This is a genomic window from Mesorhizobium sp. P2_F8, from assembly GCF_056403655.1.
Genome location: NZ_JBFUFB010000004.1, coordinates 150,774 through 166,210, shown reverse-complemented (window position 1 = coordinate 166,210; position 15,437 = coordinate 150,774). Strand labels below are relative to the sequence as shown.

Here is a 15,437-nt window from a genome sequence, read left to right as displayed (position 1 = left end):
GCATGGCAAAGGTCAATATCCGCAACGAGATCCGCTTCATTCTCAATGGCAGAGATGTCGCGCTTTCGTCGGTGGCGCCAGACGCGACCCTGCTCGACTGGCTGCGGCTCGACCGTTCGCTGCGCGGCACCAAGGAAGGCTGCGCCGAGGGCGATTGCGGCGCCTGCACGGTGCTGGTCGGAAAGCTCTCGGCAGGCGGTCTCGTCTATGAAAGCGTCAACGCCTGCATCCGCTTCCTCGGCTCGCTGGACGGCACCCATGTCGTGACCGTCGAGCATTTGCGCGGTCTTCCTGGCCAGTTGCACCCGGTGCAGCAGGCGATGGTCGATTTCCATGGCTCGCAGTGCGGCTTCTGCACGCCGGGCTTCGTCATGTCGCTCTATGGCCTGTGGATGAGGTCGCCCGACCCGTCGAATGAAGCCATCGAAAAGGCGCTGCAAGGCAATCTCTGCCGCTGCACCGGCTACGAGGCGATCATGCGCGCGGCCCGCGCCATCTCCAGCTACGGCAAGGCGGCGAAGGACCCGCTGGCGGTCGAGCGCAAGGCAATCACGGCAAGGCTCCAGGCCATGCATGACGGCGCGCGGATCGAGATCGGCGCCGGCAAGGAGCGGCTCGTCGTGCCGGCCAACGTCGACGATTTCGCCGCCGTGCTTGACAAGGAACCCGGCGCCACCATCGTTGCCGGCTCGACCGATGTCGGCCTGTGGGTGACCAAGCACATGCGCGATGTTTCGCCGGCGATCTTCATCGGCGATCTCGACGGGCTTTGCACCATCGCCGAAGACAAGGGCGTCATCACCATCGGCGCCGGCGTCACCTACACCGACGCGTTCTCGACGCTCGCCAAGCGCATCCCGGCGATGGGGCCGCTGTTCGATCGCATCGGTGGCGATCAGGTGCGCAACATGGGCACCATCGGCGGCAACATCGCCAACGGTTCACCGATCGGCGATACGCCACCGCCCTTGATCGCGCTCGGCGCGCGCCTGACTCTGCGCAAGGGCAAGAAACGGCGGACGATCCCGCTGGAAACCTTCTTTGTCGCCTATGGCAAGCAGGACCGGCAGCCTGGCGAGTTCGTCGAGGCGGTGCACGTTCCCGTCCCCGCCAAAGGCACGAAATTCGCTGTCCACAAGATCACCAAGCGCCGCGATGAGGACATCACGGCTGCCCTTGGCGCCTTCTTCCTGAACCTGGCCAAGGATGGCACGGTCGCTGATGTGCGCATCGCCTATGGCGGCATGGCGGCGATACCGAAGCGGGCGTCGGCTGTCGAAAAAGCGCTGGTCGGCAAGCCGTGGACCGAACAGACGGTTGTGACTGCGATGGCAAAGTATGCTGATGATTTCACCCCGCTGACAGACATGCGGGCCTCGGCCGAATATCGCGCCCTGGCGGCGCGCAACCTTTTGCTGCGCTTCTTCGCCGAGACCAGCGGCACCAGGGAGTCGATCCAGGTTTCAAGGCACGAGGCGGCATGATGAACAAGCACGCCACCCCCAATCCCAAGGCCGAAAAGATCACCGGCGGCGTCGCCACCGACCAGCGGCATGATTCGGGCCACAAGCATGTCAGCGGCACCGCCGTCTACATCGACGACATGCCGGAACCGGCCGGCACGCTGCATGGCTGCCTTGGGCTTTCGGCTGCCACCCATGCCACCATTACCAGTATGGACCTGTCGGCGGTGCGCACCGCCCCCGGGGTCATCGACGTGCTGACGGCGAAAGATGTGCCTGGCGAAAACGACATTTCGCCGACGGGGCGCCATGATGAGCCGGTGCTGGCCGACGGCAAGGTGCAGTTCTACGGCCAGCCGATCTTCTGCGTCATTGCCGAGACGCGCGAGCAGGCACGCCGCGCCACCAGGCTGGCCAAGGTCGAATATAAGGAATTGCCTTTCGTCACCGACATCGGCGAACTTGATCCCCGTAAGGACAAGCTGGTCACGCCGCCACTGACCCTGAAGCGCGGCGACGCCGCGGCAGCGATCAAGGCCGCGCCCCGCCGGCTCAAAGGCCAGATGCGCGTCGGCGGTCAGGAGCACTTCTATCTCGAGGGCCATATCGCCATGGCCGTGCCCGGCGAGGACGAGGACGTCACCATCTATTCCTCGACCCAGCATCCGAGCGAAGTCCAGCACATGGTCAGCCATGCGCTCGGCGTGCCGAGCAACGCCATCACGGTGGAAATCCGCCGCATGGGCGGCGGGTTCGGCGGCAAGGAAACGCAAGGCAACCAGTTTGCGGCATTGGCCGCCATCGCCGCGAAAAAGCACCATCGCGCCGTGAAAATCCGGCCCGACCGCGACGACGACATGATCGCCACCGGCAAGCGTCATGACTTCCTCGTCGACTACGAAGTCGGCTTCGATGACGAGGGCAACGTTCTCGGCGTCGATTTCATGTTCGCGGCGCGCTGCGGCTTCTCCTCGGACCTGTCGGGTCCGGTGACCGATCGCGCGCTGTTCCACTGTGACAACACCTATTTCTGGCCGGCGGTGCATGCACAGTCAGCGCCGCTCTACACCAACACCGTGTCGAACACCGCTTTCCGTGGTTTCGGCGGTCCCCAAGGCATGGTCGGCGCCGAGCGCGTCATCGACGAGGTTGCCTTCGCCGTCGGCAAGGATCCGCTCGAAATTCGTAAGAAGAATTTTTACGGCACAAGCGACCGCAATATCACGCCCTACCACCAGACGGTCGAGGACAACATCATCCAGCGCATCGTCGCCGAGCTTGAGCAAAGCGCCAGCTATGCGCGGCGGCGGCGCGAGATATCGGCCTTCAATGCCAACAGCCGTTTCATCAAGCGTGGCCTGGCGCTGACGCCGGTCAAGTTCGGCATCTCGTTCACGGCCACGCACTACAACCAGGCCGGCGCGCTGGTGCATATCTACACCGATGGCTCGGTGCATCTGAACCACGGCGGCACGGAGATGGGACAGGGCCTCTACGTCAAGGTGGCGCAGGTGGTGGCGGAAGAGTTCCAGATCGATCTCGATCAGGTGAAGATCACCGCGACGACGACCGGCAAGGTGCCGAACACCTCGGCCACCGCGGCGTCATCCGGTTCCGATCTCAACGGCATGGCGGCGCAGAATGGCGCTCGCCAGATCAAGGATCGGTTGACCGATTTCGCGGCCGAAAAATATCAGGTGCCGCGCGACCAGGTGCTGTTCCTGCCCAACCGGGTGCGCATCGGCAACCAGGAGATCGCCTTCGCCGACCTCGTCAAACAGGCATATATGGCCCGTATCCAGCTTTCGGCGGCGGGCTTTTACAAAACGCCAAAGATCCACTGGAACCGTGACAAGGGCCAGGGCCGCCCCTTCTACTACTTCGCTTATGGCGCCTCCTGCTCGGAAGTCTCGGTCGACACGCTGACCGGCGAGTACATGGTCGAGCGCACCGACATATTGCATGACACGGGCCGCTCGCTGAACCGCGCCATCGATATCGGCCAGATCGAGGGCGGCTTCATCCAGGGCATGGGCTGGCTGACGACCGAGGAACTGTGGTGGGACGGCAAGGGCCGGCTGCGCACGCACGCGCCCTCGACCTACAAGATCCCGCTGGCGTCGGACCGGCCGAAGATCTTCAACGTCACCTTGGCCGACTGGCCGGAAGCAAGCGAGCCGACGATCCACCGCTCCAAGGCAGTCGGTGAACCGCCGTTCCCCCTCGGCATGTCGGTGCTGCACGCGCTGTCGGACGCGGTGGCCAGCGTCGCCGACCACAGGATCTGCCCGCGTCTCGATGCGCCGGCGACGCCGGAACGGGTGCTGATGGCGATCGAGCGGCTGAAGAACGAGGTCAAGACCGCCTGAAATCGGCAAAACGTGCAATTCAGGCCGAAAAAGCCTACATTTCCCATTCGGGAACGTGAGAAATGAACTCGAAAGTGCAAAGTCTGAAAGCCTTTCTCAGTACCGCCGGCCGGGTTGCCCTGGTCGAAGTGGCGGGCACCAAGGGCTCGACGCCACGCGAGAAGGGCGCCTTCATGCTCGTCTCGCAGGCGACGATCTTTGGCACGATCGGCGGCGGCCAGCTCGAGTATATGGCCATCGACAAGGCGCGGCAGATGCTTGTCTCCCCCTCAAGGGATGCCCGCATCGCGGTCGATGAGGTCTGCGCGACCCTAGACGTGCCGCTGGGTCCCGAGATCGGTCAGTGCTGCGGCGGGCGCGTCGAAGTGTTGATCCGGCTCGTCGACGCAGGGCTGGCAGCCGAGCTGGTCGCAGCGGCTGAGACCGAAGAGGCACACCTGCCCTATGTCTATGTCTTCGGCGGCGGCCATGTCGGCCAGGCGCTGGCCTCCGCGGTGGCCCTTCTCCCTGTGCACGCTGTCGTCATCGAGACACGGGCCGAGGCGCTGGAAGGCATGCCGGAAACCGTCGAGACCCGGTTGACGCCGATGCCCGAAGCGATGGTGCGCGCTGCTCCGGCCGGCACCGCTTTCGCCATCCTGACCCACGACCACGCGCTGGATTTCCTGATCGTCGCCGAAGCGCTGAAGCGCAACGATACCGCCTATGTCGGCATGATCGGCTCGAAGACCAAGAAAGCGACGTTCAAGAACTGGTTCCTGAAATCGGCGGACGGCAGCGAGGCCGAGTTTGCCCGCCTCGTCTCGCCGATCGGCGGCGATGCCGTCAAGGACAAGCGCCCGCCTGTCATCGCCGCACTCGCGGCCGCAGAAATCATGACCGCGATGGTCATTCACAGCGCAGCGTCAAACGCCGGGCGTCAGGTCCCGCGTGACAAGGTGTTAGCCGGCTAATCTTACATCGCAGCTACATCGGCCGCTTCAAGCCCAGATGGTCGCGCAGCGTGCGGCCTTCATAATCCTTGCGAAAAAGGCCACGCCGCTGCAGTTCCGGCACGACGAGTGTGGCAAAGGCATCGAGTTCGCCGGGGAAATATGAGGGCATGACGTTGAAGCCGTCGGCAGCACCTCCTTCGAACCGCGCCTGCAGCTCGTCGGCGATCTCGGCCGCCGTTCCGACTATGCGCCAATGGCCACGCGCGCCGGCGAAATGCCGCGCCAGCTGGCGGATGGAGAGGCTGTCGCGGCGCGACTGCTCGATGACCAGCGCTTGCCGGCTCTGCATGCCTTCGCTGGGCGGCAGCTCGGGCAGCGGCCCATCGATCGGATAGCGCCACAGATCGGCGATGCTGAGGTAGCTGGACAGCAGTGCAACGCCGACATCGTCAGGGATCAGCTCCTGCAGTTCCTCATATTTTTCCTGGGCTTGCGCCGCGGTTTCAGCCACCACGGGAGCGACGCCGGGCATGATCTTGATGTCGTCAGGCTCGCGCCCATAGGCCGCCAGGCGCCCCTTGAGATCGTCGTAGAAGGCCTTCGCTTCCTCGAAGGTCTGCGCCGCCGTGAACACCACATCGGCGGTGCGGGCGGCAAGGTCGCGGCCGACATCCGAGGCGCCGGCCTGAACCAGCACCGGTGCGCCCTGCGGCGAACGCGGCAGGTCGAGCGGATCCCTCACCGAAAAGCTCTGGCCATCGTGACCGGGAGCCCCATCTGGATTGCCGCGCCAAAGTCCGGTGACCACATCAGCGAACTCACGCGCCCGCTCGTAGCGATCGGCATGCGGCCGCAAGCCGGTCGAACCGAAATTGGCAGCCTCGATGGGACTGGCTGAGGTGACCAGGTTCCAGCCGGCACGGCCGCCGCTCAGATGGTCGAGAGACAGGAAGGTCCGCGCCAGCCCGTAGGGCTCGTTGTAGCTTGTCGACGCGGTGGAGACGAGGCCGATGCGGCTGGTCTGGACGGCCAGCGCCGACAGCAGGCTGATCGGCTCGAAGCCGATCGAGCGCGAGGTCTGGCTGGCGATGGCGACATTGGCTTCGCGCAGGCCGGCGGCATCTTCGCAGAAGACCATGTCGAACTTCGCCGCCTCCGCTGTGCGCGCCAGCTGGATGTAATGGTCGATGTCGATGCCGGCGGTCACATGTGCCTTGGGATGGCGCCAGGCGGCAATATGATGGCCTGTCGCCCACAGGAAGGCGCCAAGTTTCATCTGGCGGGAAGCGGCGGTCACAGGTCACCTCCGCCGGCAATCCCAAGATGCGAGCGTAAATTTGTCCCGCGATAGCTTTCTCGAAACAGGCCGCGCCGCCGCAGCGCCGGCAAGACCAGACCGACAAAATCGTCCAATGCCGAAAGCTGCGCCGGCATCAGCATGTTGAACCCGTCGCAGCTTTTCCCCCGGAACAGGTCTTCAAGCCTGTCGGCGGTGACGGCAGGCTTTTCATCAATGACGTGCGAGACATTCACCAGTACCTTCACGGCATCCGCGTCGCGCCCGCAGGCGACAACGCGGCGCTTCAGATCGTCATGGCGGGTTTTCACGCTCTCGATCGGTTCGTTGTCCAGCAGGACGACATCGGCGGTTCGAGCGGCAATATCCATCTCTGACGCCGACAGGCCGGACAGCACCAGCACCGGCCTGTCCTGTGGCGAGCGCGCGACGTTCAGCGGCCCGCGCACCGAAAAGAATTCGCCCTTGTGGTCGAGCAGGTGCATCTTTTCGGGATCGTGGAAGCGGCCGCCGCTCTTGTCGAACTTGAGCGCGTCTTCGTCCCAGCCTTGCCACAAGCCCTGAACGATGCCGATATACTCCTCGCTGCGGCGGCGAAAATCGTCAGCGGAAAACCCGTCCGGGCGGCTGAAATTGGCAGCCTCGCGCGGGGCCTGCGCCATCGTCGCGTTCCAGCCGGCGCGGCCATGGCTGATGATGTCGAGCGAAGCAAAACGGCGCGCCAGATTGTAGGGCTGGTGGGCAACAGTCGAGGCCGCCGCGACCAGCCCGATCCTACTTGTCACCGTCGCCAGCGCGGCCACCAAGGTCGTCGCTTCGAAGGGCATCGTCGCGGCATCGCTGCCGGAAGCCGGCGCGGAATCGGCGAAAATCACCATGTCCAGACCGGCCGCTTCGGCCCTTTGGACAAACCGCGCCAGAAGGCTGAAGTCCGGCTCGGCTCCTGGCGATGGCTCGGAGGTTCCCGGAAGCGGTGAAACGGCAAGATGCATTGTGGCGCCGTTGTCCATCGATGGTCCCTGAAAGGCGAAATACCATCGGAACTATGTTCGTCACGTCCAGCGATGGCAACCGCCGGCGCTGGGCCAACTGCCGGTCACTTGCCGGCCAGCCATCACTTTCGAACCAGCCTTGCTTGCCAGCCAACCCTTACTTGCCAGCGAGAAGATCTTTGATCAGCCGTTGGCAGCGCTCGGCCATGAAGTCGAGCAGCAGCCGCACCTTGGGGTCCTGCAGCTTCTTGTGCGGATAGACGGCGGCGAACTGCACCGGCGTCGGCGGCGTGTTGCTCAGGATCACCTTAAGCCGCCGGTCGCGGATGAACGGCTCGACCTCGAAGCGCGGCTTGTTAATGATGCCGCGGCCGGACAGCGCCCAGCCGGTCAGCACGTCGCCATCGTCGGTGTCGTAGGGCCCGTGCACCTCGAATTTCTGCTGGCCGGTGGGGGTCTGCAACGTCCACACATATTCGCGCGCGCCGGAATAGCGCAGCATCAGGCAGTCGTGCTTCTTGCCGATCAGTTCCTGTGGCTCAACGGGTTCGCCGCGCGCTTCCAGATATTTCGGCGCTGCCACAAGCACGCGTTCGCATTCCATGATGCCCCGCATCCTGAGGCTGGAATCCTCGATGATGCCGAGCCGGAAGGCGACGTCGATGCCTTCCTTCATGATATCGACATTGTGGTCCGAGAGCCTCAGCCGCACCTCGATGTCGGGATATTTGTCGTGGAAGTCGGGGATGCCCGAGGCCACCAGCCGGCGGCCGAGGCCGAGCGGCGCCGTCACGCGGATGGTGCCGCGCGGTTGTCCGGACAGCGCCGAGACCGCAGCTTCCGCTTCGGTGATAGCCTCCAGCACCTGCTTGGCGCCCGAATAGAAAACCGTGCCATGCTCGGTCGGCATCAATTGCCGTGTCGTGCGGTTGAAGAGCCGCACGCCCAGATGCTTCTCCAGCTCCTTGATGCGGTTGGAGGCGACCGCCGGCGAAATGCGCATGTCGCGGCCTGCCGCCGACAGATTGCCGAGCTCGACGACGCGAACGAAGACGGCGATGTTGTCGAGATAGGCCATGCGGTTTCGTGGCTCTCATCCAGCTGCGTTCAACAACCTAGTATTTTCCATTTTTTTTTGAAAGTCATCGCGCACCTCGCCTCTTTCCGTTTGCGCGCGACACCGTAAAGTCGCGTCATCGGCAGGGACGACTTCAATGATGGATTTCGCGATTTTCTGGGACTGGCTGAGCTTCGCCGTGCGTTGGCTGCATGTCATCACCGGCATCGCCTGGATCGGTTCGTCTTTCTACTTCGTGGCGCTCGATCTCGGCCTGCGGCAGCGCCCTGGCATGCCTGTCGGCGCCTTCGGCGAGGAATGGCAGGTGCATGGCGGCGGCTTTTACCACATCCAGAAATATCTGGTGGCGCCGGCCGAGATGCCTGAGCACCTGACCTGGTTCAAATGGGAATCCTACGCCACCTGGCTGTCCGGTTTTGCGATGCTGTGCGTCGTCTATTATGCCGGAGCCGATCTGTTCCTGATCGATCCCAATGTGTTGCCAATGTCGGTGCCGGTCGGCATCTTGCTGTCGCTGGCGACGATCGGCGTCGGCTGGGTGGTCTATGACCTTTTGTGCCGTTCGCCGCTGGGAAAAAGCGACACCGGCCTGATGCTGGTGCTCTACTGCGTGCTGGTGTTCATCGCCTGGGGCCTCACCCATCTGTTCACCGGCCGTGCCGCCTTCCTGCATCTGGGCGCCATCACCGCGACGATCATGTCGGCCAACGTCTTCATGGTCATCATCCCCAACCAGAAGATCGTCGTTGCCGACCTGATCGCCGGCCGCAAACCCGACCCGAAGTACGGCAAGATCGCCAAGCAGCGCTCCCTGCACAACAACTACCTGACGCTGCCTGTGCTGTTCCTGATGCTGTCGAACCACTATCCGCTGGCGTTCGGCACGCAGTTCAACTGGGTGATCGCCTCGCTGGTGTTCATCATCGGGGTGCTGATCCGGCACTATTTCAACAGCGTCCATGCGCGCAAGGGCAACCCGACCTGGACCTGGCTGGGAGCCGTTGTCCTGTTCATCATCATCATCTGGCTGTCGACCGCGCCGAAGGTGCTGACCGGCGAGCCGAAAGAATCGGCCGCCGCGCAGATCTATGTCGCATCAGCGCATTTCCCGGCCGTGCGCGATACGGTGCTCGGCCGCTGCTCGATGTGCCACGCGGCGGAGCCGGTCTATGAGGGCATCTACCACGCGCCAAAGGGGGTGGTGCTCGACACCGACGCCGACATCGCCAACCATGCCCGCGAGATCTATCTGCAGGCCGGCCGCAGCCACGCCATGCCGCCGGCCAACGTCTCGCAGATTACCGACAAGGAACGGGCGCTGCTGGTGGCCTGGTTCGAAGGCGCAGGGAAATAGCATGACCTCGATACTTCTGCGCGGCCGCACGCTGTCCTTCGTGCGCTGGCCGCAAACCATCGATGACCATTCCGCCTGGCGCTACGAGGAGGATGGCGGCCTGCTGATCCGCGACGGCCGAATCGTCGCCGCCGGCGCCTACGCTGAAATTGCTAAGCAGGGAGGCGACGCAGCGAAAAAGATCGACCATCGGCCGCATCTGCTGCTGCCGGGCTTCATCGACGCGCATGTGCATTTCCCGCAGATGCAGATCATCGCCTCCTATGGCGCCGAACTGCTCGACTGGTTGAACACCTATACCTTCCCGGAAGAGACGAAATTCGCCAATGCGCAGCATGGCCGCCGCGTCGCACGGCTGTTCCTCGACGAGATGGTGCGCCACGGCACCACGACGGTGGCCGCCTACTGCTCGGTGCACAAGGCATCGGCCGAGGCCTTCTTTGCCGAATCGCATGACCGCAACATGCTCAATATCGCCGGCAAGGTGATGATGGACCGCAATGCACCCGACGGCGTGCTCGACACGCCGCAATCCGGCTACGACGACAGCAAGGCCCTGATCGCGCAATGGCACGGCAAGGGCCGCCAGCACTATGCGATCACACCGCGCTTCGCCATCACCTCGTCACCGGAACAGATGGAGATGGCCGGCGCGCTGTGCCTGGAGTACCCCGACCTGCACATGCAGACGCATCTGTCGGAAAACCACGCCGAAATCGCCTTCACCCAGGAACTCTATCCGTGGTCGCGCGACTACACCGACGTCTACGAGCGTTACGGGCTGTTGGGGACAAAGAGCCTGTTCGGCCATTGCATCCATCTGTCGGACCGTGAGGCGGATGCGCTGTCGGACAGCGGTTCCGTGGCGGTGTTCTGTCCGACCTCGAACCTGTTCCTCGGCTCCGGCCTGTTCGGCTACCAGCGCCTTCGCCGCCGCGACAAACCGATCCGGATCGCCGCCGCCACCGATGTCGGCGGCGGCACCAACTATTCCATGCTGCGCACCATGGACGAAGGCTACAAGGTGATCGCGCTGAACGGCGAGAAGCTCAATCCCTTCCAGTCCTTCTGGCAGATGACGCGCGGCAATGCCGAAGCGCTATCGGTGGCGGAAAAGATCGGCACGCTGGATGAAGGCAGCGACGCCGACATCGTCGTGCTCGATGCCAGGGCTACCCCGGCGATGCGGCTCAGGATGGAAACGGTCGAGACGCTGGCACAGGAATTGTTTCTCTTGCAGACGCTGGGCGACGATCGCGCCGTGCGCGAGGTCTATGTGGCCGGGCGGGCTGCCAAATCCGACATGGCGATTTAGGCACCCTCCGATGTGTTTCCTTGCTTGACCCGGCGGCAGCCATCGGTCAAAGCGTGCGGCGAAGTTGACAGGGGAACGACATGGCCGTTGCCGAAGACATCGCTCTGATCAAGAGACAGGAAGACGTTCTTGTCTTTCCCGCCTTCGATGAGGCCGTGGCCTTCAAGATCGGCTCGGCCATCCGTGATCGAGCCTTGGCCGAGAACCTGCCTGTTATTGTCGACATCAGGACTTTCGACCGCCCACTGTTCTATGCCGCGATGCCAGGTTCGAACGCCTCCAATCCCGACTGGGCGCGGCGCAAGATCAATGTGGTCAAGCGGTTCCTGAAAAGCACCTACCGCATGGTGCTGGAACAACAGCGCCCCGATCGCACCTTCAAGATCGGCGAAGGCCTGGATATTGCTGATTATGTGCTGGCCGGAGGTGGTTTCCCGGTCACGGTCAAGGGCGCCGGCGTCATCGGCGTGATCGCCGTTTCCGGCCTGCCGGAGCGCCAGGATCACGGCGTCGTCGTCGAGGCGCTTTGCGATCATTTGGGCATCGACAAGCGCGGTCTGGCACTGTCCCCGGAAGAACAATGAGCGACCCGAAGACCTTCCTCACCTCCATCTTCAACGCCGCCGTCGCCGCCGCCGATCCGGAGCGAACCATCCGGGATCATTTGCCGGCGAAGCCCAAGGGCCGCACCATCGTCATTGGCGCGGGAAAAGGCTCGGCGCAGATGGCGGCGGCCTTTGAGAAAGTCTGGGACGGGCCGATCGAGGGGCTGGTCGTCACCCGCTACGGTTATGGCGCGACATGCGAGCGCATCGAGATCATCGAGGCGGCGCATCCGGTGCCGGACGCCGCGGGCCTGGAAGCCTCGCAACGCCTACTCGCCAAGGTCCAAGGGCTGACAGCGGACGATCTGGTCGTGGCGCTGATTTCCGGCGGGGGTTCGGCGCTCCTGCCATCGCCGGCCGGCAGCCTGACGCTGGCCGACGAGATTGCGGTCAATGAGGCGCTGCTCGCGTCGGGTGCGCCGATCGCGGCGATGAACACCATCCGCAAACATCTTTCCACCATCAAGGGTGGACGGTTGGCGGCCGCCGCCTGGCCGGCCAAGGTGGTGTCCCTGGTCGTTTCCGACATTCCCGGCGACAATCCTGCCCTGGTTGCCTCCGGTCCGACCGTGCCGGATACCGGCAGCCGTCAAGACGCGATGGCGTCGATTGCAGCCTATGGGATGAAACTGCCGGCAGCGGTGATGGCGCATATCAGCACGCCTGCCGCCGATGCACCAAACCCCAATGATCCCTGCTTTTCACGCAACGAGGTGCATCTGATTGCCTCGGCCGGCGTCTCGCTCGAAGCAGCGGCGGCTGAGGCGAAACGGCAAGGCATCGAAGCCGTCATCCTTTCCGATGCCATCGAAGGCGAGGCACGTGAGGTCGGCGGCGTCCATGCGGCCATCGCGCGCGAAGTGGCGACGCGCAACCGGCCATTCGCAAAGCCAGTGCTGATCCTGTCCGGCGGCGAGACGACCGTGACCTTGCGCGCAAAGGGCAAGGGCGGCCGCAATTCGGAATTCCTGCTCGCCTTCGCCATCGGCATCAACGGCGTGGACGGCATCCACGCGCTCGCCGCCGACACCGACGGCATCGACGGTTCGGAAGACAATGCCGGCGCTTTCGCCGATAGTTCGACCGTGTCGCGCATGAGGGCGGCGGGCGTCGACGCCAAGGCGATGCTGGCCGGCAACAATGCCTGGACGGCGTTCAATGCGGTTGGCGATCTGTTTGTGCCTGGCCCGACCGGCACGAACGTCAACGATTTGAGGGCGATCTTGATCCGGTAGGCAACCGGTTCAGGCGGCCATAAGCCGCTTCACCTCTTTCATATCTCTGAGAAACCGTTCACGCTCCGCTGCCTTGTCCGCTGGCTCTTGGATGCGCAGGATAAAGGAGGGGTGGGTGGTGATGAAGACACGCAAGCCGTCCTCGCGTTCGATCACCTGGCCGCGCATTTTTGTCACCGGGATCGCCTTGCCCAGCAGCGACAAGGCCGCCGTTGCGCCGAGTGCCACGGCCAGATTCGGCTTGATCAGCTCGAACTCCTTGTCGATCCACCAGCGGCAGGCCTGAACCTCGCCGGCATTCGGTTTGGAATGGATGCGTCGCTTGCCGCGCGGCTCGAACTTGAAGTGCTTGACTGCATTGGTGACGTAGACCTTCTGGCGGTCAACCCCCGCGTCGTCGAGGATCGCGTCGAATACCTTGCCGGCCGGACCAACGAAAGGTTTGCCGGCCAGATCCTCCTGGTCGCCGGGCTGTTCGCCGACGAAGATCACCTTGGCGCCGTCAGGCCCTTCGCCGAACACTGTCTGCGTGGCGTCGCGCCAAAGCGGGCAGCGGCGGCAGCCTTTCGCGGCCTCGCGTAACTCGGCAATGCTGCTGGCATCGTCACCTTTCGGCACCTCGGCAGGCTCACGCTTTGGCCAATGCTTTGCCTGCACCCTGGCGTGATGCGGTGCGGGCGTTGTCGGCATTCTGGCAATCATGTCCTTGGCGGCCTTGTCCGCTCCCGAGATCAGTTCTGGAATGAGCGAGGCCTCGGGAAGGTTCCGCCAGTATTTCTTCGGCATCTCCTTCTGCATGGCTTTCACCTTCAGCCGCGCCGGGTTGAAGATGTTCTCGAAATAGGTTCGCCACAGGGCTTCGGTATCGTCCTGCGCCGGCGCATCGCCCTTGACGGCGCCAGGCCCGATCGCCAGCCTGTCGCCATCCCAGTCGGCGGAGGCATGCGGCGTCAAAATGGTCCAGCGCATGCCGGTGAAGCGCCTGACGAAGAAAGCCGCGTTGCGCTCGACGATGAAATGATCCGGCTCGAACCAGGCGACATAGCGCTCCTCGTCACCGTCGCCGATCTTCCGGAAGCGTACGAAGGCGCGCATCTTGTGGATGTCGCGCCGCACCGCTTTCTCCATGGTTTCGAGACGCCTGATGTCTGGATCCGATGCAATCGCCAGCAGCTTCGGCTCTGTGCGCAGCCGCCAGAGCAACCGGTAGAGAAAAGCGAACCGGCCGGGGTCTGAATGGCAGAAGGCGATTTCGGCATGCTCGACGAAGTCGCGCGGCACCACCAGTTGCACGCCCGCAGGCACGTCCGGCAAATCGGTTTGATTGGAGCCCGGCTCGACATGCCAGCTGATGTCATCGGGCCCGACTTCATTCAGGGCCAGCCGGCGTGCCGCGTCGCGCCAGCCGGAAAAGTCGGTCTCCGCGTCGAGCCGCACCGTATATCTGGCAAGATCGAGCTGTGCCGGCCGCATCGTCAAAACAGGGACAGTTGTCCGCAGGAACGCACGATCTTGCCGCGCAAACCGGCTTTGTCGGTGAGCGCGCCCGGCGACCAGCCTTCGGCGACGATGAATGGCCTGAGCTTGGCGATCGACTGGCAGAGACGGCCGATATCTTCCAGCCGCAGCCGCCGGTGACGTCGGGTCTCCAGGATTTTGGCGATCACCTTGGTGCCGAGACCGGGCACGCGCAACAATGCCTCTCGATCAGCGCGGTTGATATCCACGGGGAACCGTCCCCGGTTGCGCAGCGCCCACGCCAGTTTCGGATCGATGGCGAGGTCGAGCATGCCGTCGCTGCTGCCGGCCAGGATCTCCGGCTGCGAAAATCCGTAAAACCGCATCAGCCAGTCGGCCTGGTAAAGCCGGTGTTCGCGCATCAGCGGCGGTTTCTGCAAGGGCAGGGACGACGACGAATCCGGGATCGGGCTGAACGCGGAATAATAGACGCGCCGCAGATGGTAACTGCCATAGAGCCGCGCGCTGGTATGAAGGATGCCGTCATCGGTGGTGCTGTCGGCGCCGACGATCATCTGCGTCGACTGCCCACCCGGCGCGAAGCGTTCGCGCTTTTTGGTCCTCAGCGTCGGCTCGGCCTTTTCCTCCATCTTCTGGCGCAGCCTGGCCATGGAAAGCCGGATCGTTTCCGGCTTCTTTTCCGGCGCCAGTCTCTTCACCCCTTCGTCGGTGGGCAGTTCGACATTGATCGACAACCGGTCGGCGTAGAGGCCTGCTTTCTCGACCAGTTCCGGTGAACTTTCCGGAATGGTCTTCAAATGGATATAGCCGGAGAACTTCTCTTCCAGCCGCAGCCTTCGCGCCACCTCGACCATCTCGCCCATCGTCTCGTCGGGCGAGTGGATGACGCCTGAGGACAGGAAAAGGCCCTCGATGTAGTTGCGCCGGTAGAAATCCATGGTCAGCTTCACCACCTCGTCAACGGTGAAACGGGCGCGCCGCACATTCGACGACGAGCGGTTGATGCAGTAGCTACAATCGTAGATGCAGAAATTGGTCAGCAGGATTTTCAGCAGTGAAATGCAGCGCCCATCCGGCGCATAGGAATGGCAGATGCCCATGCCTTCGGTGGAGCCGATCCCGCCGGATTTCAGTGAATCCTTTTTCGCCGCGCCGGATGAGGCGCAGGAGGCGTCGTACTTGGCGGCATCGGACAGGATCGCTAGCTTTTCGCGGACGGTAAGTGCGCTCATTTGTTCATGATATGTTCTTCAGAGAGAACGCGCCACCTCATTTGATGGAGGCGGCGAAAAAGTGATCGCCACCTGATCGCAAG

The 15,437-nt window shown here is 63.5% G+C and carries 12 protein-coding genes; 7 read left to right on the top strand and 5 right to left on the bottom strand.

The window, feature by feature from the left end:
- Window positions 1-2: 2 nt before the first annotated feature.
- The 3 genes from xdhA (at window position 3) to xdhC (ending at window position 4,785) form a co-directional block, all read left to right on the top strand.
- Window positions 3-1,484: a xanthine dehydrogenase small subunit gene (gene xdhA / locus AC1DZP_RS11560; protein ID WP_477302415.1), complete on the top strand. Its 1,482-nt coding sequence runs from the start codon at window positions 3-5 to the stop codon at window positions 1,482-1,484.
- A complete protein-coding gene (xdhB, locus tag AC1DZP_RS11555) occupies window positions 1,484-3,832 on the top strand; it encodes a xanthine dehydrogenase molybdopterin binding subunit (RefSeq protein WP_477302939.1) in 2,349 nt (782 codons plus the stop codon). The genes xdhA and xdhB overlap by 1 nt, the downstream gene beginning before the upstream one ends.
- A 62-nt stretch (window positions 3,833-3,894) precedes the next feature.
- Entirely contained in the window at window positions 3,895-4,785 is an 891-nt protein-coding gene (gene xdhC, locus AC1DZP_RS11550) for a xanthine dehydrogenase accessory protein XdhC (protein ID WP_477302413.1), read from the top strand.
- A 13-nt stretch (window positions 4,786-4,798) separates the two neighbouring features.
- Here the strand turns inward: xdhC and AC1DZP_RS11545 are convergent, their stop codons facing one another.
- From AC1DZP_RS11545 to AC1DZP_RS11535, 3 genes are all read right to left on the bottom strand, one after another.
- Window positions 4,799-6,043, bottom strand: a complete 1,245-nt coding sequence (locus AC1DZP_RS11545) for an LLM class flavin-dependent oxidoreductase (protein ID WP_477302937.1) — start codon at window positions 6,041-6,043, stop codon at window positions 4,799-4,801.
- A gap of 17 nt (window positions 6,044-6,060) precedes the next feature.
- Window positions 6,061-7,074, bottom strand: a complete 1,014-nt coding sequence (locus AC1DZP_RS11540; RefSeq protein WP_477302411.1) for an LLM class flavin-dependent oxidoreductase — start codon at window positions 7,072-7,074, stop codon at window positions 6,061-6,063.
- A 139-nt stretch (window positions 7,075-7,213) separates the two neighbouring features.
- Window positions 7,214-8,134 carry a LysR family transcriptional regulator gene (locus tag AC1DZP_RS11535; protein ID WP_095083019.1) on the bottom strand — a complete coding sequence of 307 codons (921 nt, stop codon included), beginning with the start codon at window positions 8,132-8,134 and terminating at the stop codon, window positions 7,214-7,216.
- 136 nt (window positions 8,135-8,270) lie between these two features.
- On the opposite strand from AC1DZP_RS11535, the gene AC1DZP_RS11530 reads away from it, so the two are divergent.
- From AC1DZP_RS11530 to AC1DZP_RS11515, 4 genes are all read left to right on the top strand, one after another.
- Window positions 8,271-9,488, top strand: coding sequence for a urate hydroxylase PuuD (locus AC1DZP_RS11530; RefSeq protein ID WP_477302409.1), 1,218 nt, complete (start codon window positions 8,271-8,273; stop codon window positions 9,486-9,488).
- A gap of 1 nt (window position 9,489) precedes the next feature.
- Window positions 9,490-10,803 carry a guanine deaminase gene (guaD, locus tag AC1DZP_RS11525; RefSeq protein WP_477302407.1) on the top strand — a complete coding sequence of 438 codons (1,314 nt, stop codon included), beginning with the start codon at window positions 9,490-9,492 and terminating at the stop codon, window positions 10,801-10,803.
- 80 nt (window positions 10,804-10,883) lie between these two features.
- Window positions 10,884-11,387, top strand: a complete 504-nt coding sequence (locus tag AC1DZP_RS11520) for a heme-degrading domain-containing protein (protein WP_477302405.1) — start codon at window positions 10,884-10,886, stop codon at window positions 11,385-11,387.
- Window positions 11,384-12,643, top strand: coding sequence for a glycerate kinase type-2 family protein (locus tag AC1DZP_RS11515; RefSeq protein WP_477302403.1), 1,260 nt, complete (start codon window positions 11,384-11,386; stop codon window positions 12,641-12,643). The genes AC1DZP_RS11520 and AC1DZP_RS11515 overlap by 4 nt, the downstream gene beginning before the upstream one ends.
- 9 nt (window positions 12,644-12,652) lie before the next feature.
- Here AC1DZP_RS11515 and AC1DZP_RS11510 read toward each other — a convergent pair whose 3' ends face one another.
- Both AC1DZP_RS11510 and AC1DZP_RS11505 read right to left on the bottom strand, forming a co-directional pair.
- A complete protein-coding gene (locus AC1DZP_RS11510) occupies window positions 12,653-14,116 on the bottom strand; it encodes a UdgX family uracil-DNA binding protein (protein WP_477302935.1) in 1,464 nt (487 codons plus the stop codon).
- A gap of 2 nt (window positions 14,117-14,118) precedes the next feature.
- Entirely contained in the window at window positions 14,119-15,354 is a 1,236-nt protein-coding gene (locus AC1DZP_RS11505; RefSeq protein WP_477302401.1) for a putative DNA modification/repair radical SAM protein, read from the bottom strand.
- Between the last annotated feature and the right edge of the window lie 83 nt (window positions 15,355-15,437).

What these genes read in the sequence shown, in the direction of transcription:
- AC1DZP_RS11505 (WP_477302401.1), bottom strand. Translation starts at nt 15,354, where the DNA reads ATGAGCGCACTTACCGTCCGCGAAAAGCTAGCGATCCTGTCCGATGCC.
- AC1DZP_RS11535 (WP_095083019.1), bottom strand. Translation starts at nt 8,134, where the DNA reads ATGGCCTATCTCGACAACATCGCCGTCTTCGTTCGCGTCGTCGAGCTC.
- AC1DZP_RS11515 (WP_477302403.1), top strand. Translation starts at nt 11,384, where the DNA reads ATGAGCGACCCGAAGACCTTCCTCACCTCCATCTTCAACGCCGCCGTC.
- AC1DZP_RS11520 (WP_477302405.1), top strand. Translation starts at nt 10,884, where the DNA reads ATGGCCGTTGCCGAAGACATCGCTCTGATCAAGAGACAGGAAGACGTT.
- guaD (WP_477302407.1), top strand. Translation starts at nt 9,490, where the DNA reads ATGACCTCGATACTTCTGCGCGGCCGCACGCTGTCCTTCGTGCGCTGG.
- xdhC (WP_477302413.1), top strand. Translation starts at nt 3,895, where the DNA reads ATGAACTCGAAAGTGCAAAGTCTGAAAGCCTTTCTCAGTACCGCCGGC.
- xdhB (WP_477302939.1), top strand. Translation starts at nt 1,484, where the DNA reads ATGAACAAGCACGCCACCCCCAATCCCAAGGCCGAAAAGATCACCGGC.
- xdhA (WP_477302415.1), top strand. Translation starts at nt 3, where the DNA reads ATGGCAAAGGTCAATATCCGCAACGAGATCCGCTTCATTCTCAATGGC.
- AC1DZP_RS11510 (WP_477302935.1), bottom strand. Translation starts at nt 14,116, where the DNA reads ATGCGGCCGGCACAGCTCGATCTTGCCAGATATACGGTGCGGCTCGAC.
- AC1DZP_RS11540 (WP_477302411.1), bottom strand. Translation starts at nt 7,074, where the DNA reads ATGGACAACGGCGCCACAATGCATCTTGCCGTTTCACCGCTTCCGGGA.
- AC1DZP_RS11530 (WP_477302409.1), top strand. Translation starts at nt 8,271, where the DNA reads ATGATGGATTTCGCGATTTTCTGGGACTGGCTGAGCTTCGCCGTGCGT.
- AC1DZP_RS11545 (WP_477302937.1), bottom strand. Translation starts at nt 6,043, where the DNA reads ATGAAACTTGGCGCCTTCCTGTGGGCGACAGGCCATCATATTGCCGCC.